This is a genomic window from Neisseria sp. KEM232, assembly GCF_002237445.1.
Taxonomy (GTDB): Bacteria; Pseudomonadota; Gammaproteobacteria; order Burkholderiales; family Neisseriaceae; genus Neisseria.
Map to the genome: position 1 here is coordinate 470,344 of NZ_CP022527.1, position 20,685 is coordinate 491,028.

The following is a 20,685-nucleotide window of genomic DNA, read 5'->3' on the forward strand; positions in this document are numbered from 1 at the left end:
CCGTTTATTGGCGGATTTTCTTGGCCGGAGCGGCCACTACTTCGCGGATGATGACCTGCGGCTCGGCTTTGGGCGGCTCGGGCTGCGGCGGCGGGCAGACCGCGCCTTGCGGGAATACGGGATTCCAGTGGAAGCTGCGGGCGAATTTGTGTTTGTCGAAAATCACTTTGTACTGGCAGGTGGTGATGCCGTCCACGCCGGAAGTGTTGTCGGGATCGGCCGGCACGCCCGGAGTGTAGAAGTGGAACAGGTAATCCCATTCGCGCACGCCGTACATGCCTTCGTCGTAGTGCGGGCGGCCGAGGATTTTGTAGATGTCGTCTTTGGTCAGGCCGGGGCGCATTTTGTCCAGCTCGTCATAGGTGGGGAAAGTGCCCCGGTCTTTGTTGAAGGTGAGGGAATAGGGTTTGGGGAACACGGGGTTGTCGGTCGTGCCCTCGGCGGTGATTTTGCTTTTGGTGGCGCAGGCGGCCAGGAGGCAGGCGGCGGCCAGTGCCGCGCCCGTTTTCAGAAATTGTGTGTTTTTCATGTTTCAAATCCTTTAAGTTTGGTTTTCAGACGGCCTCTATTATAAAAGAGGCCGTCTGAAAACGTTTACGACATTACCACTGGTAGCCTACGGCAGCGGTGCCGCCGACATGGCCGCGCGAGTTGCCGGTTACGGTGCCTTTGATGATCCAGTTTCCGCCATCGGAAATGCTGGAATAGCCGATGGCGTAACCGCTTTCGCCGCGATACACGCTGCCGCCGACAGCCATCATGCTCTTGCCGGGCAGGTAGGCCTGGGGCAGGCCGGCCACCGCCATCGCCGCAGCCGTTCCGGCTTTGGAGTCGGCCGCCACATCGTCAATTTTCTGGTTCAACTGGTTGCCCATGTTGACCACTTGGTTGTTGATGTTTTGGTTGATGGCCTGGTTGGTGTAATAAAGCTGGCTGCCGTTGATGGCGTCGGTGCTGGTGGCGGAAATCACGCCTGCGGCCACGCCCTGAATCTGGCGGGTTTCGCTTGCGTTGCCGACGCTGACGATGCCGACTGTGTCGCTCACGCCCGCAACATTGGCGTCGTTCGCACCCAGGTAGGTGTAGTTGCTGCTGCCGGATACGGCTTTGTGTACGCCGGTGGTTGCGTCGGTGGTTGCGCCGGTTTGCGAGAAACTGCCCGAATTGTTGCCCAAGAACGCGGAGTTGGCTTTGGTGGCGGTAACGTTGTTGCCCAAGACAAAGGTGTTGTCTGTGGCGACGGTGTTGTTGTTACCGACGCTGTAGCTGTTGGCTCCGTTGATGATGCTCGGGTCGCCGAATGCGCCGGAATTCGCTCCCGATACTTTGTTGCCCGTACCGATGGAGATGGAATTCGCGCCGGTCGCCTGCGCGCCTTTGCCGATGGCGATGCCGTTCTGGCCGGAAGCCACAGACTGGCTGCCCATCGCTACGGCATCCACACCGTTGCCTTTGGCCTGGTAGCCGATAGCAACGGCGTATTTGCCGGCCGCGCTGGAATCCTCGGTGTTGGTGGCCTGGTCAATCTGCGTCTGTCCGTCATTCACATGGAAGAACTTGATGCCTTGTTCGTTCATGTTTTTGATGGCGGAAATGACCGAGTTGTTGACGTACTCTTTTTGTCCGGAAACGTTGTAGGTTTTCAGGGCAACTTTGCCGGCGGGGGTCAGCTTGCCGGTGTTGTCGACATACTGGTTGTTGTCGCCGCCGAGGGTTTTGCTGTAATTGTTGGAAATATTGGTTACGTTGTTTTCAACCTGGGTCAGGTCGCCAACGGTCGCCGCATTGTTCCATTCGGCCGCCTTGCTGCCTTCGGCTTTGATCTGGGCGACGGTTCTGCCGTTCAAACCGCTGGCAACATTGGTAATCTGCTTGCCGCCATTGCTCAGACCGTTTGCGGTCAGGTTCACGGTGTTGTTCGGATTACCGGTGGTCGGCGATTTGATGGTAACGCCGCCGTTGTTCACGGTGGTGTTGCCGGCGGTAACGCTGTCCACGTTCAGATCGCGTTTGAGGGCGACATTCACGCCCGAAGTGTCGGCTTTGGTGGTGATGTTGCTGTCGCCGGTTACGGCTACCTGGCTGCCCAGTTTTTTCACACCGGTTGTGCCGGTGTCGCCGGTGAAGGTCAGGCCTTTGGTGTCCAGCGCGTCTTTCGCGGCCGCACCTTTGGCGATGTCGGCTTTGGTTTTGGCCGACAGATCCACGGCGTAGTCGGTTACGTTGTTGGCGTTTTTCTTGCCTTTGGTAACGGTGAGGGCGGTAGAGCCGGCCGAAACGCTCGCGCCGTCGGCATTCACGGTGTAAATGCTTTGGTCGTTGCTGCCTTTGGTTTCCACAACGCTGGCAATATTGGTGCCGGCTTTGACTTCGGTTTTCGCCGCTTTCACCTGGCCGACGTTGGCTGCATCGGTGTTGTTCACACCGGCGGCAACGTTGGTGATGGCTTTGTTGCCGGCGTTGATGCCTTTGGCAGAAAGCGATACGCCGCCCGCAGTGAAGCTATTGACTTTCAGATCGTTGGCGGTGGCCACTTTGTAAGTGGTGCTGCCGTCTTTGTTCTGAGTCGGGGTAACGACAATGTTGCTGCCCGCTTCAACTTTGTTGGCCGCTTTCGCTGCCGCCTGGTTCAACTGGGAAACGTTGACTGCATCGGTATCGGCTGTGCCCGGCGCAACATTGGTGATTCTGTTGCCGCCGTTGTTGAGGCATTAATCACAGCAAGCTGTTTGCCGACAGACAGAACCATATCAACGGCATTGAAAATTTCTGGAATCAGGCAAAGCGCGTACTGCGCAAATACAATGGAATCGACCGTAAATCTTTCCCGCTTTTCTTGAAAGAATGCGAGTTCCGTTTTAACTTTGGCACACCCTCCGAGCAGCTTAAAGTGCTGCGTCGGTGGTGTGAAATTTAGGGCTTATCTAGTACAGCCCCTTCCTTTTTGGGGGCGGAGCGGTTTTTTCAGGTAGCCTTTTATGGGTTGAGGCCGTCTGAAAAGGGTTGTCTGAAAGCGCAGCTTCAACGCAGTTAAAATCCTCAAATGTCGGATACAAGTATCCGACCTACGGGGCTGCCTTGCCGCACCGTCATTCCCGCGCAGGCGGGAATCTTGTTTTGGTTCGGCAGCGGCTGGTTTCCCTGCCATTGGCGGCGGCTCGGGGAGGATTCCCGCCTGCGCCGGAATGACGGCAATTCGGGTTTGGGATTTCAGACGGCCTTTTCAGGTAGCCTTTGAGGCCGTCTGAAAGGCTACCTGAAAATTTTGTGTTGTCGGATACGAGTATCCGACCTACGGGCTACGGCTTGCTTCAATTTAAATTAGTTTTAGCTGAATGGTGGCAGCCGTAAGCTGGTTTTCAGACGGCCTTTTCAGGTAGCCTTTGAGGCCATCTGAAAATCCTCAAATGTTGGATACAAGTATCCAACCTACAATTTACATACTTGATTGATCGAATCGTGCATTAATAAATTCTTCTCGAAGTTGTCTTGCATTTTTTAGCATGCTATTTACCTGCGATATATCTACATCAGGGATCTTTGCAAGGATAGCTTTCCTGATTTCATCATCACTATCACCTTCTCCAAAACCGCTATCAATTTCTTTCCAGATCAACTCAATATTAAAATTATCAGGATTCATGGTGCTCCCCTTTAAATCTTACAAGCCCCCCCCGCGCAGCCGTCGTCTTGGATGTCGGTTTGGGTGTCGTCCGCGCCGTCGCGGGTGTTGTGGTAGTACAGGGTTTTGACGCCGTATTTGTAGGCGGTCAGCAGGTCTTTGAGCATTTGTTTCATGGAAACTTTGTTGCCTTCGAATTTGCCCGGGTCGTAGGCGGTATTGGCGGAAATTGCCTGATCGACGAATTTCTGCATCACGCCGACAAGTTTCAAATAGCCTTCGTTGCCCGGAAGTTGCCATAGGGTTTCGTAGGCGTCTTTCAGGGTTTCAAACTCCGGTACGACTTGTTTCAAAATGCCGTCTTTCGATGCTTTGACTGTTACCAAGCCGCGCGGCGGCTCGATGCCGTTGGTGGCGTTTGCGATTTGCGAACTGGTTTCAGACGGCATGAGAGCGGTCAGGGTAGAGTTGCGCAGGCCGTATTTGACGATGTCGGCGCGCAGGCTTTCCCAGTCGCACAACAGCGGTTCGCTGCACACGGCATCCAAGTCTTTTTTGTAGGTGTCGATGGGCAGTTTGCCTTGCGAATAAACGGTCTGGTTGAACAACGGGCACGCGCCGTATTCTTTGGCGAGGTTCACCGATGCTTTGAGCAGGTAATACTGCATGGCTTCAAAGGTGCGGTGGGTCAGACCGAGTGCGGAATCGTCGCTGTAACGGACGCCGTTTTTCGCCAGATAGTAGGCGTAGTTGATGACGCCGATGCCGAGCGTGCGGCGGTTCATGGTCGCGGTGCGGGCGGCTTCGACCGGATAGTCTTGATAATCCAGCAAGGCATCGAGTGCGCGCACGGTCAAATCAGCAAGCCCTTCCAGCTCGTCCAAGCTGTTTAATGCGCCCAAGTTGAAGGCAGACAGGGTACACAGGGCAATTTCGCCGTTCGGGTCGTTGATGTTGTCCAGCGGTTTGGTCGGCAGGGCGATTTCCATACACAGGTTGGACTGGTGCACGGGCGCAACGCGCGGGTCAAACGGACTGTGCGTGTTGCAGTGGTCAACGTTTTGGATATAGATACGTCCTGTTCCGGCGCGTTCCTGCATCAACGTGGAGAACAAATCGGTAGCCGACAAGGTGCGCTTGCGGATGTTCGGGTCTTGCTCGTATTTCGTGTAAAGACGCTCGAATTCGTCTTGGTCGGCAAAGAACGCGTCGTACAGACCGGGAACTTCGTTGGGCGAGAACAAGGTAATATTGCCGCCTTTAATCAGGCGTGTGTACAACAGGCGGTTGATTTGCACGCCGTAGTCCAACTGGCGGATGCGGTTGTCCTCCACGCCGCGGTTGTTTTTCAATACCAACAGGCTTTCTGCTTCGATGTGCCACAAGGGGTAGAACAAGGTTGCCGCGCCGCCGCGTACGCCGCCTTGCGAGCAGGATTTGACCGCCGCTTGGAACATTTTGAAAAACGGAATGCAGCCGGTGTGTTGCGCTTCTCCGCCGCGGATTTCGCTGCCCAAACCGCGAATACGTCCGGCGTTAATGCCGATGCCCGCGCGTTGGGAAACGTATTTCACAATCGCGCTGGTGGTGGCGTTGATGGAATCCAGACTGTCGTCGCACTCAATCAATACGCAGCTTGAGAACTGGCGCGTAGGCGTGCGCACGCCGCTCATGATGGGCGTGGGCAGAGATACTTTGAATGTAGATACCGCGTCGTAAAAACGCTTCACATACGAGAGGCGCGTGTCTTTCGGATATTTGGAAAACAGGCACATCGCCACGAGGATATAGAGAAACTGCGGCGTTTCGTAAATCTGGCGGGTAACGCGGTTCTGCACCAGATATTTGCCTTCGAGCTGCTTCACGGCCGCGTAGGAAAAAGTCATGTCGCGGCTGTGGTCGATGTAGGCGTTGAGTTCGTCAAACTCTTCACGGCTGTAGTCTTCAATGATGTGGCGGTCGTATTTGCCCGCTTCGGTGAGTTTTTTTACATGGTCGAAGAGGTGCGGCGGCTCGAATTCGCCGTAAGCGATTTTACGCAGATGGAAAATGGCCAAGCGCGCGGCCAGATACTGATAATCCGGAGTGTCTTGCGAAATCAGGTCGGCAGCGGCCTTGATGATGGTTTCGTGGATGTCGTCGGTGCGGATGCCGTTGTAAAACTGGATGTGCGATTTGAGCTCGACCTGCGAAACGGAGACATTGCTCAATCCTTCCGCCGCCCAGGTTACGACGCGGTGGATTTTGTCCAAATCAATGTTTTCCAAACGGCCGTCGCGTTTGGTTACTTTCATGTTTTCTGCGGCATTCATCGGAAATCCTTAAAACGGTAAAAAATACTAGATATAGTATGAATCGGGGGCTCGGACTACAATATATCGTGTTTCGGCCGTCTGAAACAGGCTTGACAAACCGGCGGCAAAACGCTTTTTCCCGGCAGTGAAAACGGGGAAAACGGCGGAGGTTTGATATGGCGGGAATCTTTGGTGCGGCGCTGATGAAAAAACCGGCAAAGTTAAAAAATGTAAGCGCAAACCGGCCGCGCAGCTACCCGACCCGGTCTGTCCTGTTCCTTATGCATCATCATCCGTATCGTCTGCAAACAATCGAGATTAGGCCGTCTGAACTGCTTTTTCCCGGCACGGGTTTTAGACGGCCTCCCGGCAAAAACGGCCGCATCCGTCTTTCAGGATGCGGCCGTCTGAACGCTACTGCCGGATTATTTGTTCACTTCTTTCGCCAGATACAGCCAGGTTTCGATAACGGTATCGGGGTTCAGCGAAATGGTGTCGATGCCCTCTTCCACCAGCCATTTGGCGAAATCGGGATGGTCGGACGGCCCCTGACCGCAGATGCCGACGTATTTGTTGTGCTTGCGGCAGGCGGAGATGGCCAGATGCAGCATCACTTTAACGGCGGGGTTGCGCTCGTCGAAGGTGGCAGCGATGGGGCCGCCGCTGTCGCGGTCGACGCCGAGGGTGAGCTGGGTCATGTCGTTCGAGCCAATGGAGAAACCGTCGAAGTATTGCAGAAACTGCTCGGCCAGAATGGCGTTGCTCGGCACTTCGCACATCATAATCAGGCGCAGGCCGTTTTTTCCGCGCTCCAAGCCGTTGGCTTTGAGGGCTTTGACGACGGCTTCGGCTTCGGCCAGGGTGCGTACGAAGGGGATCATGATTTCGACGTTGGTCAGCCCCATGTCATCGCGCACGCGCTTGAGGGCTTGGCATTCGAGGGCAAAGCATTCGGCGAAGTCTTCGGAGATGTAGCGCGCCGCGCCGCGGAAGCCGAGCATGGGGTTTTCTTCGTGCGGCTCGTAGCGGCTGCCGCCGATCAAGCCCATGTATTCGTTGGATTTGAAATCGGACATGCGGACGATAACCTTGCGCGGGAACACCGAAGCAGCCAGCGTAGACACGCCCTCGGCGATTTTGTCGACGTAGAAATCAACAGGCGAGGCATAACCGGCGATGCGGCTTTCGATTTCCTCTCGGATGTCTTCGTCCTGTTTGTCAAACTCAATCAGGGCTTTGGGGTGGATGCCGATTTGGCGGTTGATGATGAACTCCATACGCGCTAAACCGATACCTTCGCTGGGCAGGCTTGAGAAGGAGAAGGCCAGCTCGGGATTGCCGACGTTCATCATGATTTTGACGGGCGCTTCGGGCATATTGTCCAAAGCAACATCGGTTACCTCCACCGGCAGCAGGCCGTCGTAAATCAGGCCGGTATCGCCTTCGGCGCAGGAAACGGTGACTTCCTGACCTTCTTTAAGAACGGAAGATGCGTTGCCGCAGCCGACAACGGCGGGAATGCCCAGTTCGCGGGCGATGATGGCGGCGTGACAGGTGCGGCCGCCGCGGTTGGTGACGATGGCGGCGGCACGTTTCATCACCGGTTCCCAATCAGGGTCGGTCATGTCGGTAACGAGTACGTCGCCTTCTTTGACGGTATCCATTTCGGAGGCGTCTTTAACAAGACGCACTTTGCCTTGTCCGACTTTCTGACCGATGGCACGGCCTTCGCACAGCACGGTTTTGTCGCCGCCGATGCTGTAACGGCGCAGGCTGCGGCTGCTCTCTTCCTGCGATTTCACGGTTTCGGGACGGGCTTGCAGGATGTAGATTTTGCCGTCGATGCCGTCGCGTCCCCATTCGATGTCCATCGGGCGGCCGTAGTGTTCCTCGATAATCAGGGCGTATTTGGCCAGCTCGGTGATTTCTTCGTTGCTGACGGAAAACTGTTTGCGCTGCTCGGCGGGCACGTCCACCACCTGAACCGATTTGCCGGCCTGCGCTTTTTCGGTGAACACCATCTTAATGAGTTTCGAACCCATGGTTTTGCGCAGGATGGCGGGACGGCCTTCGCGCAGGGTCGGTTTGTGGACGTAAAACTCGTCGGGGTTCACCGCACCTTGGACGACCATTTCGCCCAAGCCGTAAGACGAGGTAACGAACACGACCTGATCGAAGCCGCTTTCGGTATCGAGGGTAAACATCACACCGGAAGCGCCGTGGTCGGAGCGCACCATGCGCTGCACGCCTGCGGACAGAGCGACGATGTCATGGGCGAAACCTTTGTGGACGCGGTAGGAAATGGCGCGGTCGTTGTAGAGCGAGGCGAAAACGTGTTTCATCGCCTCTTTGACGTTATCCAGGCCGTTGATGTTCAGGAAGGTTTCCTGTTGGCCGGCAAAAGAAGCGTCGGGCAGGTCTTCGGCGGTGGCGGAAGAGCGCACGGCAACGGAAATCGCGTCGGTGCCCGCTTCGGCCGTCATTTTGTTCCAAGCCTCTTCAACCGCTTTATCCAATTCTTCGGGGAACGGCGTTTCCAAAATCCATTGGCGGATTTCTTTGCCCACGCGCGCCAGCTCGGCCACATCGTTGACATCCAGCGCGGCCAGCGCGGCGGAAATGCGTTCGTTCAGGCCGTTGTGCGCCAAAAACGCGCGGTAGGCATCGGCCGTGGTGGCAAAACCGCCCGGCACGCGCACGCCTTTGCCGCTCAGTTGGCTAATCATTTCGCCAAGGGAGGCGTTTTTGCCGCCGACGCTGTCCACGTCGGTCATACGCAGATTTTCAAACCAGATAACGTAATTTGCAGCCATTTGTGTCGTCCAAATCAAAGGTTATAAAACGTAAAGAATCCAGCGCGGCATTTTAACCAGCCTGCGCCGCCGTGTCATGTGTTTTCTCCTGCCGCAGCCGGTTTGAGGCCGTCTGAAAACAAGGCACGTGCGCAATGTAGCGGCGTGAAACTCCGCATCGGCGCTGTGCCTGTTTTTGTTATTTTCAGTCGTAAGCACCTGTCCGCGCAGCCGCTACGCATCCGGAATCGGCAGGTTTTGCCGCCATATTCCGCCACGCACGGCCGAGCGCGCGGCACAAAAAGCCAAAAACATCCGCCGCGAACAGGCATGTAACGCAGTGTAGTTTTTCCACACGCTTCAATTTCAGACGGCCTCTTGCTATCATCCGCGCCCCTTGTTTTCACCACCGAAAAGCGAGCACAACCATGTCGCGCCGACCCGCCTTCTTCATTTCCGACCGCACCGGCCTCACCTCCGAAAGCATGGGCGAAGCCCTGCTCGACCAGTTTCAGGACATCAAATTCAAGCGCTCCACCTACCCCTTCGTCGACACGCCCGACAAAGCCCGCGCCATGGTGCAGATTATCGAAACCGCCGCACAGCAGACCGAGCTGCGGCCGCTGGTTTTTTCCAGCATCCTCAACGAAGAAATCCGCAACATCATCCGCAGCAGCCCCGGCCTGCACCTGAGCTTTTTCGACGCCTTTCTCGGCGTCTTGGAAAACGAATTGGGCACCAAAGCGCGGCACGAAGCCGGACGCATCCACGGCATCGCCGACACCGCCCGCTACGAAGCGCGCATGGATGCGGTGAACTTCACCCTCAACCACGACGACGGCGTCAGCGACAAAGACCTGAAAGACGCCGACGTCATCCTCATGGGCGTATCGCGCAGCGGCAAAACGCCGACCTGCCTGTATCTCGCCCTGCAATACGGCATCCGCGCCGCCAACTATCCGCTCACGCCCGACGATCTCGACAGCCCCGACCTGCCGCCGATGATCAAGCCCTACCGCAGCAAAATCTACGGCCTCACCATCCAGCCCGAGCGCCTGGCCGACATCCGCGAAGAGCGCCGCCCCAACTCGCGCTACGCCAGCCTCGCCACCTGCAAGCAGGAAGTGGCCGACGCGCAGGCCATGTTCCGCCGCTTCGACATTCCGTTCACCAACACCACCCACAAATCGGTGGAAGAACTCGCCGCCAGCATTTTGCAGGCCTGCAATCTGAAACGCCGTTTTTAAAAAACCGTTGCCGCCGCGCGCGGCAAAAAGGCCGTCTGAAAGCCATATTTCGTTGCTTTCAGACGGCCTTTTGTATACCGAAGCCGCCGTTTGTCCCGCATACCGATGCTGCGGCGTCCGCCGAATGTTTGAGGCCGTCTGAAAGCGAAGCTTCAACGAAGTCAAAACGCAAACCCGCTTTCAGACGGCCTTTCCGTGTCAAAACAGCCTTTCGCCTGCCGAACCGCGCCGCTGTCATACCCATAAACATTTGAGGCCGTCTGAAACGCAAATCTGCTTTCAGACGGCCTTTTTGCGTACCCGTGTCAGTCAGGCACAGCGCGGTATCAATACTCCAATTCGCCGCTGGCGCGTTTGGCTTTGAAGTCGCGGGTTTCCTTTACAATCACGCCCGAGAGCAGAAGCAGGGCGATCAGATTGGGCACGGCCATCAGGCCGTTGAAGGTGTCGGCGGCCGTCCACACCAGATCGAGGCTCATCACCGTGCCGAGCATTACGGTGGCAACGTAGATAACGCGGTAGGGCTTCACGAATTTGTCGCCGAAAACGTAGCCGGCGCATTTTTCGCCGTAGTAACACCAGCCGAGGATGGTGGAATAGGCAAAGAAAATCAGGCCGATGGTGACAATCCAGCCGCCCCAGCCCGACAGGAGGGCGTTGAAAGTCTGCGTGGTGAGCGCCGCGCCTTTGAGTTCGGGCAGCATAAACTGTCCGTCCGCGCCCAGCAGCCCCATTACCAACACGATGCCGGTAATCGAGCAGACGACGATGGTGTCGAGGAAGGTGCCGGTCATGGAAACGAGTGCCTGACGCACAGGATGGTCGGTTTTCGCGGCGGCGGCGGCGATGGGGGCGGAACCCATGCCCGCTTCGTTGGAGAACACGCCGCGTGCGACGCCGTAGCGGATAACGGTGCCGACCACGCCGCCGGCCACGGCCTGCCCCGTGAAGGCGTCGCCCAGTATCACTTTCAGCGCGGGCAACAGCAGGTCGAGGTGCGAGAAGACGATAACCAGGCCGCCGAGCACATAAAGCACGGCCATAAAGGGCACGACGATGGAGCTGACTTTGGCGATGCTCTGGATGCCGCCGAGTACGACGAAGGCGGTTATCAGCGTCAGCGCCACGCCGCTAATCCACGGCTCGATGCCGAAGCTGCTGTGCATGGCCTGCGCCACCGAGTTGGCCTGTACGGAGCTGCCGATACCGAAGGAGGCGATGGTGCCGAACAGAGCGAAGAGAACGGCCAGCCATTTCCAGTTTTTGCCCAGGCCGTTTTCAATGTAGTACATCGGCCCGCCCGACATTTCGCCCTTGCTGTTGGTGATGCGGAATTTCACCGCCAGCACGCCTTCGCCGTATTTGGTGGCCATACCGAAGACGGCGGTAATCCACATCCAAAACACCGCACCCGGCCCGCCGGCGGCCACGGCGGTAGCCACGCCCGCGATATTGCCCGTGCCGATGGTGGCCGACAGGGCGGTCATCAGCGCGCCGAAATGGGAAACGTCGCCGTCGTGGTCGCTGCCGTCGTCTTTTTTCGGATGCGGGCGGAACGCCTGTTTCAGTGCGTAAAACAGCATGGAAAACTGCAAACCGCGCAAGGCCAGCGTCAGCCAGATGCCCGTGCCGACCAGCAGCACCAGCATGCCGCGCCCCCATACATAGCTGTTCAGCTCGTTGAGAAAGTTCTCTATTCCTTGCATTTCTTTCCTCCTCGGTTAAATTGTTTACATTTCATCGGGGAGGCGCATTTCAGCACACAACGTTAAATTGTGCAAGGCGCACACCCCTCTCGGCGCATCGGGCGCAAAAACGGCACAGGCCGTCTGAAAACACGTTTTCAGACGGCCTGTGCCGTATGCAGCGGCGTTCAGCCCAGCAGCGCTTCGATGTCCGAAGGACGCGACACGGCGAAATCCGCCGGCCATTCTTCGGTGCGGTCGCCCGCCGCGATATAGCCCCACAGCGCCAGCACGGTTTTCATACCCGCATCGCGCCCGGCCTGCATATCGCGTCGGGCATCGCCGACATAAAGGCATTCCTGCGGCGCCACGCCGATCTGCCCGCAGGCGTAAAGCATAGGCACCACGCTCGGCTTGGCCTCGGCGCAGGTATCGCCGCTCACCACCACCGCAGGCGGCACGGCAAAACCGAGCTTGGGCACAAGACGGTCGGTAAACATAGCGGGCTTGTTGGTGACGATGCCCCAGGCAATGCCCCTGCGCACCAACACGGCCAACAGATTGCCGATTTGCGGAAACAGAACCGTATCGCGGTCGAAACAGGCCTCGTATTCCGCCAGATAGGCCGCACGCCACTCGTCGAAACCCTCATCGCCGCGCGAAATACCCGCACCCAGCGCCAACAGCCCGGCCGCGCCGTGGCTGGCCACCGCGCGGATATCGGACATATCCTTCGGCGGCAGACCGCGTTTGGCCAACAGAGCATTGAGCGCGCCGCCCAAATCGGGGGCGGTGTCGGCAAGCGTGCCGTCCAAATCGAAGAGAACCGCTTTGATCATGATGCTTTCCCGTGTGTGTGATAAAACAGTGTCATTTTAACCTTTACTGCCGTATCTTTTCAAAGGTTAAGCCGCCGTAACGCGCAATCGGCGCCTGCCCGAAACGCGGCGGCAACGGGTTTTCAGACGGCCTCATGTCCGTATTTTCACGCAGCCCGGGCGAAAAACCATTAAAATCGCGCCTTTTTCCCGCCGCACGCCCCGCCTGCCATGTACGCACTGACCGAAATCCTTTCCCCTGCCCTGCCGCAAACCGACCTTATCGCCGCACGCCCCGCGTGGACGCGCGAAGCGTTTAACCGCGCCGTTTTCGCCTTGTCAGGCCGTCTGAAAGCGGCAAACGTGCGCTCCGCCGCGCTGTGGTTCGACGATGCCGCGCTGTTTGCCTGCGCCGTGCTCGCCGCATGGCACGCCGGGGCGCGGGTGATGCTGCTGCCGAACACGGCGCGGGAAAGCATCGAATGGGGAGCGTCGTCCGACGTATTTCTCACCGATTCGCACGACGGCAAACTGTTTTCAGACGGCCTCAACCGCAACATATGGCATCTGCCCGAAGCGGCAGAAACCGCGCAGAGGCCGTCTGAAAACCATAACGGCAATACCGGTTGGCGCATTCCGCCCGAAGCCGAAGCCTGGTTGAAAACGTCCGGCTCCGGCGGCGAGGCAAAAACGGTTGTGAAAACCGCCGCGCAAATGCAGGCCGAAGCGGCGGTGCTGGCCGTCTCGCTGCCTTTTGGCCGCAGCGGCGCGGCGGTGGTCGGCAGCGTGTCGCCGCAGCATTTATACGGTTTCACGTTCCGCTTCGCACTGGCCTTGACAATGGGCTGGACAATGGAACGGGCGCAGGCGGTATATCCTGAAAACCTGCTTGCGGCCACGGCGGCACACGCAAAATCCGTGTGGATTGCCAGCCCCGCCGTACTCAACCGTTTGGGCGAAAACCGCGACTGGCTCTCCGCTTCAGGGCGCATCGCAGGCATCGTTTCCGCAGGCGGCGCACTGCCCGAGGCGACTGCGGACTTGCTCGAACACGTCGCCGTGCGCCCGTTTGAAGTGTACGGCAGCACCGAAACCGGCGTGATTGCCTCACGCAGCAGCAGCCGGGTGTGGCAGGCGTTTGACGGCGTATCGTTCGGACAGGACGGCGAAGGCGCACTGTGGGCGGATTCGCCGTGGTCGGCAGGCCGCTGCCAAACCGCCGACCTCATCGAACGGCAGGACACCGGCTTTCTGCTGCTCGGCCGCAAAGACCGCATCATCAAATTTGAAGACAAACGCGTGTCGCTCACACAAATCGAACACGAGCTGTTGCGCCACCCGTGGATTGCCGACGCACATTGCAGCCTGCACCCGCGCCACCGACGCATCGCCGCATGGGCGGCTCTTACCGGCGAAGGTATCGCCGCCCTGCGCGAACAAGGCCGCGCCGCCGTAATTGATGCCCTCAAACGCCACCTCGCCCAATCACAGGACACCGCCGCACTGCCGCGCTACTGGCGTTTCGCCGACACCCTGCCGCGCAACACACAGGCCAAAATCGCCGCCGCCGACTTTCAGACGGCCTTTACCGAACCGCAAACCGCGCCGCGATGGACGCAGCAAAGTACAAACGGCGGCGAAATCCTGTTCACAGGCCGCGTACCGCCCGATCTGGTCTATTTCGGCGGCCACTTCGCCACCTTCCCGCTCGTCCCCGGCGTAGTCGAACTGCAATGGGTGCTCGACCTTGCCGCACGCCAACCGTGGGGCAACCGCCCCGCCGTGCGCGTGGAAAACCTAAAATACCAACAGTTCGTCCGCCCCGGCGGCGACATCGCCGTTACACTGAAATACGATGCCGATAAAGACAAACTGTCGTTCAAAATCAACCGCAGCGACGGCACGCCCTGCGCCTCCGGCCGCATCGTGTTTGAGGCCGTCTGAAACCCGTTTCCATATACATATTGATTTATTCCAAGCAAAGGCAAACCGATGAAACTTTTTCCCGCATTAGAACGACGTTATTCCGAAGAGCATTTGGGCGCAGGCGAAGCACAGCGGCTGGCTCAGGAGATTGCGTTTGCGCCGATTGTGTTCCAAGTGTCGCGGCTGATGGTGAAATACGGCATTTTTGAGCGTCTGAACGAGGCTTCAGACGGCCTCACGCAGGACGAAATCGCCGAAGCGGCGGGCATCGGCTCTTATGCGGCTCAGGTGCTGCTTGAAGCCTCGCTCTCCATCGGCACGGTACATACGCGCGGCGGCCGTTATTTTCTCGGCAAGGCCGGCTGGTTTTTGCTGAAAGACAAGCTGGCGCGCGTGAACATGGATTTTGTCCAGGAAGTCTGTTACCAGGGTATGTTTGATTTGGAAAAAACGCTGGAAACGGGCAAACCCGAAGGGCTGAAAGTGTTCGGCGGTTGGCCGACGATTTACGAAGGCCTCTCGTCGCTGCCGCCTGAAACGCAAAAGGCGTGGTTTGGCTTTGACCATTATTATTCCGACAATTCTTTCGCCCAAGCCCTGCAAACCGTGTTCGGCCGGCCGGTGAAAAAGCTGCTTGATGTCGGCGGCAATACTGGGCGTTGGGCTTTGCAGTGCGTCTCCCATAATCCTGATGTCGAAGTAACGGTTATGGATTTGCCGCAGCAAATCGGCCTGATGAAAGAATCGGTTAAAGGCAAACCCGGCGCAGAGCGCATCCACGGCCACCCTACCGACCTGCTGGATCCGGCAACGCCCTTTCCCATGGGCTTTGACGCGATTTGGATGAGCCAATTTCTCGATTGTTTCTCCGAAGCCGAAGTAACCGGCATTCTCGAACGTGCCGCGCGTTCGATGGATGAAAACACCAGCCTTTACATCATGGAGCCGTTTTGGGACAGACAGCGTTACGAAACTGCCGCCTACTGCCTCACGATGACCAGCCTCTACTTTACCGCGATGGCCAACGGCAACAGCAAAATCTACCATTCCGAAGACATGATGCGCTGCGCCCGCAACGCCGGTTTGGAAATCGCCGAAATTTCAGACGGCCTCGGCTTGGGGCACAGTATTTTGCGGTGCGTAAAGGCCGTCTGAAACATGAAAACCCTCGTCCTGATTCCCCATTACAACCACCCCGACACCGTCGGCCGCGTTGCCGAAACCATGCGCGGTTTCGGTTTGGACGTACTCATTGTTGACGATGGTTCGCGGCCGGAATGTCGCGCCGTACTGCAAGGCTTGGTTTCAAACGGCATTCATTCCGTCAACGTTATCTTCCGCCCTGTCAACGGCGGCAAGGGTGCGGCGGTGAAAGCCGGTTTGAAATACGCCGAAGAACGCGGCTACAGCCACGTTTTGCAGGTTGATGCCGACGGCCAGCACCATCTTGACGACACGCCCAAGTTGCTTGCCGCCGCCTCCGCGCACCCCGAAGCGGTTATCTGCGGCTGGCCGCAATACGGCAGCGACGCACCCAAAGCACGGCTCTACGGGCGCAAAATCACTGACTTTTGGAATATGCTGCACACTTGGTCGCACGACATCAAAGACGGCATGTGCGGCTTCCGCCTCTACCCGCTCGCACCCGCGCTTGCCGTCGTGCGCGAAGAAAGCGTAGGCGACCGCATGGACTTTGACACCGAAATCCTCGTCCGTCTCTATTGGCGCGGAGTCAAACCTGTGTGGATACCCACGCCCGTGCGCTACGCGGCAGGCGGCGTTTCCCATTTCAACGAATGGACAGACAACATACGCATCAGCAAAATGCACGCACGGCTGTTTTGCGGTATGTTGCAGCGGCGTTTTTCCGGCAAAGGCCGTCTGAAATAATGGGTACCGAGGCACAAAACCCCAACCACTGGGCGCAGCAGCAGGAACGCGGCAACCGCCTGTTTCTCGCGTTGACCACGCTGATGGTGCGCTATCTGCCGGGATGGTTGATGCGACCCTGCATTTGGCCGGTGGTGCTGTATTTTTACGCCACTTCGTCCAAACAACGCCGCCATATCCTCCGTTATCAAACGCGCCTTCAGACGGCCTTCCCCACCACCGTCCTACCGCACCGCTTCGCCGTGTTCCGCCAGTTTGTCGCCTTCGGAGAGGCCGTCTGCGACCGCTTTGCCGTATGGCAGCACAAAATCCGCTATCGCGACCTGATTGTCGAAGACCCCGACAACGTGTCCGGCATCGTTGACAGCGGCGGGCGCGGGCAGATTTTTGTCTGCTCGCACTTGGGGAACACCGAAGTCTGCCGTGCACTGGTATCACACCACCAAGGTTTCCGGCTCAATGTGCTCGTACACAGCAAACACGCGCAGGCGTTTAACGATGCGCTCGAAAAAGCCGGTGCCGACCGCATCAAAATGATACAGGTCGGCGACTTGGACGCTGCCTTGATGATGGAATTGAACCGCCGCATCGAGGCGGGCGAATGGATTGCCGTCGCAGCCGACCGCGTACCCGTACGCGGTGCCAAAACCGCTCCCGTACAGTTTCTCGGCCAAAGCGCACAAATGCCGCAGGGCGCATGGCTGTTGGCCGCTTTGCTGAAAACGCAGCTCAACACCCTCTTTTGCGTAAAACGCAACGGCCGCTACCACCTGAAACTGCGCCGCTTCGCCGATACCGCGACATGGAAACGCCACGGCCGCCAAACCGAAACCGCCGCTACCATGCAGCGTTTCGCCGACCTGTTGGCAGAAGAATGCGCCGAAAACCCGCTGCAATGGTTTAACTTTTATGATTTCTGGGGCGACGAGGCCGCCTGAACAGGAAACCGCAACGTGAAAAAACACATCTACTGCCGCCACAGCTTCGAGCTTGAAGTCCCGTTTTTCGACGTGGACGCCATGCACATCGTTTGGCACGGCAACTATGTCAAATACCTCGAAACCGCCCGCTGCGCATTTTTAAGCAGCATCGGCTACGACTACAACGAAATGGGGCGGCAGGGTTACAGCTGGCCGATTGTCAAAATGGACTTCAAATACATCCGCCCCGCCCTGTTCGGCCAAAAAATCCGAGTGGACATGGAAATCGTCGAAATCGAAAGTTGCCTGCGCATCGACTACACCATCCGCGACGCGCAAAGCGGTGAAAAACTGACCCGCGCCTCCACCACGCAGGCCGCCGTATCCGTTACGACAGGCGAAATGCAGTTCCAAACGCCGCAAAGCTGGCTTGATGCCGTACGCCGCCACCCGGCCTTTGCCGAGGCCGTCTGAAATCCGTTTTCAGACGGCCTGCCGCCGCCATATCCGTTTCCACAGACAACAGGCCGTCTGAAACGGCCGCCGCAGAAAGAAAATCCATGAAAAAGTTTATTACCGCCGCCGCGCTCGCGTCCGTCTGCCTGCCCGCGTGGGCCTTTTCCACCGCCGAGCTGGCGCAAACCCTGCAAAAACCCGCCAACGTACAGGGCGCGTTTACCCAGCAGCGTTACCTCAAATCCCTCACCAAACCCATGACCACCCAAGGCAGATTCGTCCTCGTGCCAAACAAAGGGCTGCTGTGGCAGATGCAAAAGCCCTTTGAAACCACCCTGCGCGTGCGTGCCGACGGCATCATGCAGTACAACGGCGGCACATGGAACAATCCCAACCAAAGCAGGCTTTCCGGCCAAAGCCGCCAAATCAAACTCTTTCTCGACCTGCTCGGCGGCAACACACGGGGCTTGGAAAACCAGTTTGACCTCGCCCTCTCCGGTACGGAAAAACAGTGGACACTGCGCCTGACACCGAAAACGGCCGTTACCCGCCAGATTTTCAACCGCATCGACATCAGCGGTGACAGCGTGGTACGCCAAATCGAGCTGGACGAAAAACAAGGCGACCGTACCGTTATGCGCTTCAACCAAGTGCAAACCGACAAACCGCTCGACGGCTTCGCTCGAAGCGCACTGTAAAAAAGGCCGTCTGAAAGCGAAGCTTCAACGAAGTTAAAACGTCCGCACAGCCGGCAGAGCAGCTTTCAGACGGCATAGCTGTTTGTTCTTCAAATACTTTTACAAAAAAGCTATAATACCGCCCTATCAAATAATTTTTGTAAAACACAATGACGGGATATGAAAACAAAAAAGTGCTGCTGGTGCACTACTCGCAAACCGGACAGCTGGACGCATTGGCACGGCACTTCGCCAAACCGCTGCGGCAGAGCGGAATCCGCACCGACTGCGTAAACCTTGTTCCGCAACAGCCCTATCCGTTTCCGTGGCCGTTTTGGCGTTTTTTCGATACTTTTCCCGAAACCGTCCATCTGAAACCCGCCCCCATCGAGCCGCCGCAGATTCCCGACGAAGACTACGACGTCGTCGTCATCGCCTATACAGTGTGGTTTCTCTCCCCGTCGCAACCCGTTACCGCCTTTTTACAACGTGCCGAAACCCGCCGGCTGCTTGCAGGCAAACCCGTTATCACGCTCATCGGCTGCCGCAATATGTGGCTGGCGGCGCAGGAAAAAATGAAAAACCTGCTCACGGCCAACGGTGCGAAACTCATCGGCAACATCGTTAAAACCGATGCCTGCGGCACGGCTGCCAGCTTCGTTACCACTCCCGCCTGGCTGCTCACGGGCGACAAACAGTATTTCCGCCGCCTGCCTGCTGCGGGCATTGCCGAAACCGAACTGGCCGACGGCGTGCGTTTCGGAACAAAGCTGCGCGATGCGCTGGCACAAGGACTCCCGCTGGACGAAACACTATTTCAAAACATGGGGGCGGCCAAAGTCGATGAAAAACTGATTTTCAGCGAAAAGGCCGCAGGCCGCAGCTTCTTCCTGTGGGGCAAGCTGCTGATGGCAGCCGGGCGCGTGTCGCCGCTGCTGCGCCGCGCGTTACTGGCGTTTTATATTTTGTTCCTCATCACGCTGATTCTGACCGTCATTCCCGTGAGCGTGCTGCTGAAAAAACTGCTGCACCCGCTGTTGAAACACCGTTTGGCCGCGCTGAAAAAATACTACGCGCAACCTTCAGGCGAATAAACCGCCCGTTCAGACGGCCTTTGGCCGTCTGAAACTTTCCAAACCACACGATAAACCATTGAAACAACCCAATAACAATGACCAAGCACATACCCGACAACGTCTATATCAACCGTGCCGCCGCTTTTCTGCCCAACGCCCCTGTGGACAACGACCGGATGGAGGCCGTACTCGGCATGGCGGGCGGACTGCCCTCGCGCGTGCGCCGCATGATTCTGCGCTCCAACGGCATCGTCTCACGCCATTACGCCATTGACCCCGCTACCCGCCGCGCCACCCACACCAACGCCGAGCTTGCCGCCGAAGCAGTAAAACTGCTTTTAGCGCAAGGCTTTGCAGATACCGTATCCTGCCTTGCCTGTGCCACCTCCTATCCCGACCAAATCATGCCCGGACACGGCGCGATGGTACACGGCCTGCTTGAGATGCCCCCCTGCGAAACCGTCAGCCTCGCCGGCGTATGCGCTTCAGGCATGGCGGCGATGAAATACGCCTACAACGCGGTACGCACGGGCGAACACACCGCCGCCATTGCCGCCGCTTCGGAAAATGCCTCGGCCGTCATGCGCGGCGAGGTATTCCAGAGCGAAACCGATTTGAAAAAACTGGAAAACGCCACACCCGAAATCGGTTTTGAAAAAGACTTCCTACGCTGGATGCTTTCCGACGGCGCAGGAGCGGTTTACCTGTCCGGCCGCCCCAATTCAGACGGCCTCAGCTTCAAAATCCATTGGATTGAGCTACGCTCCTACGCCAACGAAATGCCGCCCTGCATGTATGCGGGTGCGGAAATCATCAACGGCGCATTTACCGGCTGGAAAGCCGCCGGCGCGGAACAGAACCGCCGCGACACCCTGATGGCAGTCAAACAGGATGTCAAACTGCTAAACGAACACATCGTCCGCTACACCGTGGAAAAGCCGCTCCCCCAAATCGCCGCCAAACACAAGATCGCTGCCGCCGACATCGACTGGTTTCTGCCGCACTACTCTTCCGGCTTCTTCCGCGACAAACTGGCTGCCGGATTGGAAGGCATCGGTTTTGCCATTCCACAAGAAAAATGGTTTACCAACCTGAGCGAAAAAGGCAACACCGGTTCGGCTTCGATTTACATCATTCTTGAAGAATTTATGCGCACCGCACCCGTTGGGCGCGGGCAGAAAATCCTCTGCTACATCCCCGAAAGCAGCCGCTTTTCCACCTGTTTCATGCTTTTGGAAGCAGTTTAGAAGCTATCCAGACCCGATTGCCGCGCAACCGGATG

Annotated in this window: 16 protein-coding genes and 1 pseudogene; 10 read left to right on the top strand and 7 right to left on the bottom strand. The window is 57.6% G+C overall.

Annotated features, from left to right (window positions below; genetic code table 11):
• Window positions 1-4 precede the first annotated feature (4 nt).
• Entirely contained in the window at window positions 5-529 is a 525-nt protein-coding gene (locus tag CGZ77_RS02230; protein WP_009426477.1) for an outer membrane protein assembly factor BamE, read from the bottom strand.
• A 73-nt stretch (window positions 530-602) separates the two neighbouring features.
• Window positions 603-2,687: a YadA family autotransporter adhesin gene (locus CGZ77_RS02235; protein ID WP_255377891.1), complete on the bottom strand. Its 2,085-nt coding sequence runs from the start codon at window positions 2,685-2,687 to the stop codon at window positions 603-605.
• 23 nt (window positions 2,688-2,710) lie between these two features.
• Between CGZ77_RS02235 and CGZ77_RS02240 the strand changes: the two are divergent.
• Window positions 2,711-2,917, top strand: a pseudogene (locus CGZ77_RS02240) (transposase); the annotation flags it as partial.
• Between the two features lie 519 nt (window positions 2,918-3,436).
• Here the strand turns inward: CGZ77_RS02240 and CGZ77_RS02245 are convergent.
• From CGZ77_RS02245 to ppsA, 3 genes are all read right to left on the bottom strand, one after another.
• Window positions 3,437-3,643, bottom strand: a complete 207-nt coding sequence (locus CGZ77_RS02245) for a hypothetical protein (RefSeq protein ID WP_009424984.1) — start codon at window positions 3,641-3,643, stop codon at window positions 3,437-3,439.
• An 11-nt stretch (window positions 3,644-3,654) separates the two neighbouring features.
• Complete coding sequence (gene nrdA / locus CGZ77_RS02250) at window positions 3,655-5,934, bottom strand: class 1a ribonucleoside-diphosphate reductase subunit alpha (protein ID WP_009424983.1); 2,280 nt, start codon at window positions 5,932-5,934, stop codon at window positions 3,655-3,657.
• Between the two features lie 407 nt (window positions 5,935-6,341).
• The gene (ppsA, locus tag CGZ77_RS02255) at window positions 6,342-8,729 is read right to left on the bottom strand and encodes a phosphoenolpyruvate synthase (RefSeq protein WP_094030873.1); all 2,388 of its coding nucleotides are present in this window, start codon (window positions 8,727-8,729) and stop codon (window positions 6,342-6,344) included.
• Window positions 8,730-9,136: 407 nt separating this feature from the next.
• On the opposite strand from ppsA, the gene CGZ77_RS02260 reads away from it, so the two are divergent.
• A complete protein-coding gene (locus tag CGZ77_RS02260; protein WP_009424978.1) occupies window positions 9,137-9,955 on the top strand; it encodes a pyruvate, water dikinase regulatory protein in 819 nt (272 codons plus the stop codon).
• A gap of 326 nt (window positions 9,956-10,281) precedes the next feature.
• Here the strand turns inward: CGZ77_RS02260 and CGZ77_RS02270 are convergent, their stop codons facing one another.
• A complete protein-coding gene (locus CGZ77_RS02270) occupies window positions 10,282-11,661 on the bottom strand; it encodes a sodium:alanine symporter family protein (protein WP_009424976.1) in 1,380 nt (459 codons plus the stop codon).
• A gap of 167 nt (window positions 11,662-11,828) precedes the next feature.
• Complete coding sequence (locus tag CGZ77_RS02275; protein ID WP_009424975.1) at window positions 11,829-12,479, bottom strand: HAD family hydrolase; 651 nt, start codon at window positions 12,477-12,479, stop codon at window positions 11,829-11,831.
• Window positions 12,480-12,689: 210 nt separating this feature from the next.
• Here CGZ77_RS02275 and CGZ77_RS02280 point away from each other — a divergent pair, with 210 nt between their 5' ends.
• From CGZ77_RS02280 to CGZ77_RS02315, 8 genes are all read left to right on the top strand, one after another.
• Complete coding sequence (locus CGZ77_RS02280) at window positions 12,690-14,402, top strand: AMP-binding protein (protein ID WP_009424973.1); 1,713 nt, start codon at window positions 12,690-12,692, stop codon at window positions 14,400-14,402.
• Window positions 14,403-14,450: 48 nt separating this feature from the next.
• Window positions 14,451-15,539, top strand: a complete 1,089-nt coding sequence (locus CGZ77_RS02285) for a methyltransferase (RefSeq protein WP_009424972.1) — start codon at window positions 14,451-14,453, stop codon at window positions 15,537-15,539.
• Between the two features lie 3 nt (window positions 15,540-15,542).
• Window positions 15,543-16,274: a glycosyltransferase family 2 protein gene (locus CGZ77_RS02290; RefSeq protein WP_009424971.1), complete on the top strand. Its 732-nt coding sequence runs from the start codon at window positions 15,543-15,545 to the stop codon at window positions 16,272-16,274.
• On the top strand, window positions 16,274-17,212 hold the full coding sequence (locus CGZ77_RS02295; protein WP_094030874.1) for a glycosyl transferase family 2: 939 nt from the start codon (window positions 16,274-16,276) through the stop codon (window positions 17,210-17,212). Before CGZ77_RS02290 ends, CGZ77_RS02295 begins: the two co-directional genes overlap by 1 nt.
• A gap of 15 nt (window positions 17,213-17,227) precedes the next feature.
• Window positions 17,228-17,668: a thioesterase family protein gene (locus tag CGZ77_RS02300; protein ID WP_009424969.1), complete on the top strand. Its 441-nt coding sequence runs from the start codon at window positions 17,228-17,230 to the stop codon at window positions 17,666-17,668.
• Between the two features lie 86 nt (window positions 17,669-17,754).
• On the top strand, window positions 17,755-18,348 hold the full coding sequence (locus CGZ77_RS02305; protein WP_009424968.1) for an outer membrane lipoprotein carrier protein LolA: 594 nt from the start codon (window positions 17,755-17,757) through the stop codon (window positions 18,346-18,348).
• Window positions 18,349-18,497: 149 nt separating this feature from the next.
• Window positions 18,498-19,421, top strand: a complete 924-nt coding sequence (locus CGZ77_RS02310; RefSeq protein WP_009424967.1) for a hypothetical protein — start codon at window positions 18,498-18,500, stop codon at window positions 19,419-19,421.
• 77 nt (window positions 19,422-19,498) lie between these two features.
• The gene (locus CGZ77_RS02315; protein WP_009424966.1) at window positions 19,499-20,650 is read left to right on the top strand and encodes a beta-ketoacyl-ACP synthase III; all 1,152 of its coding nucleotides are present in this window, start codon (window positions 19,499-19,501) and stop codon (window positions 20,648-20,650) included.
• The last annotated feature ends 35 nt before the right edge of the window (window positions 20,651-20,685 follow it).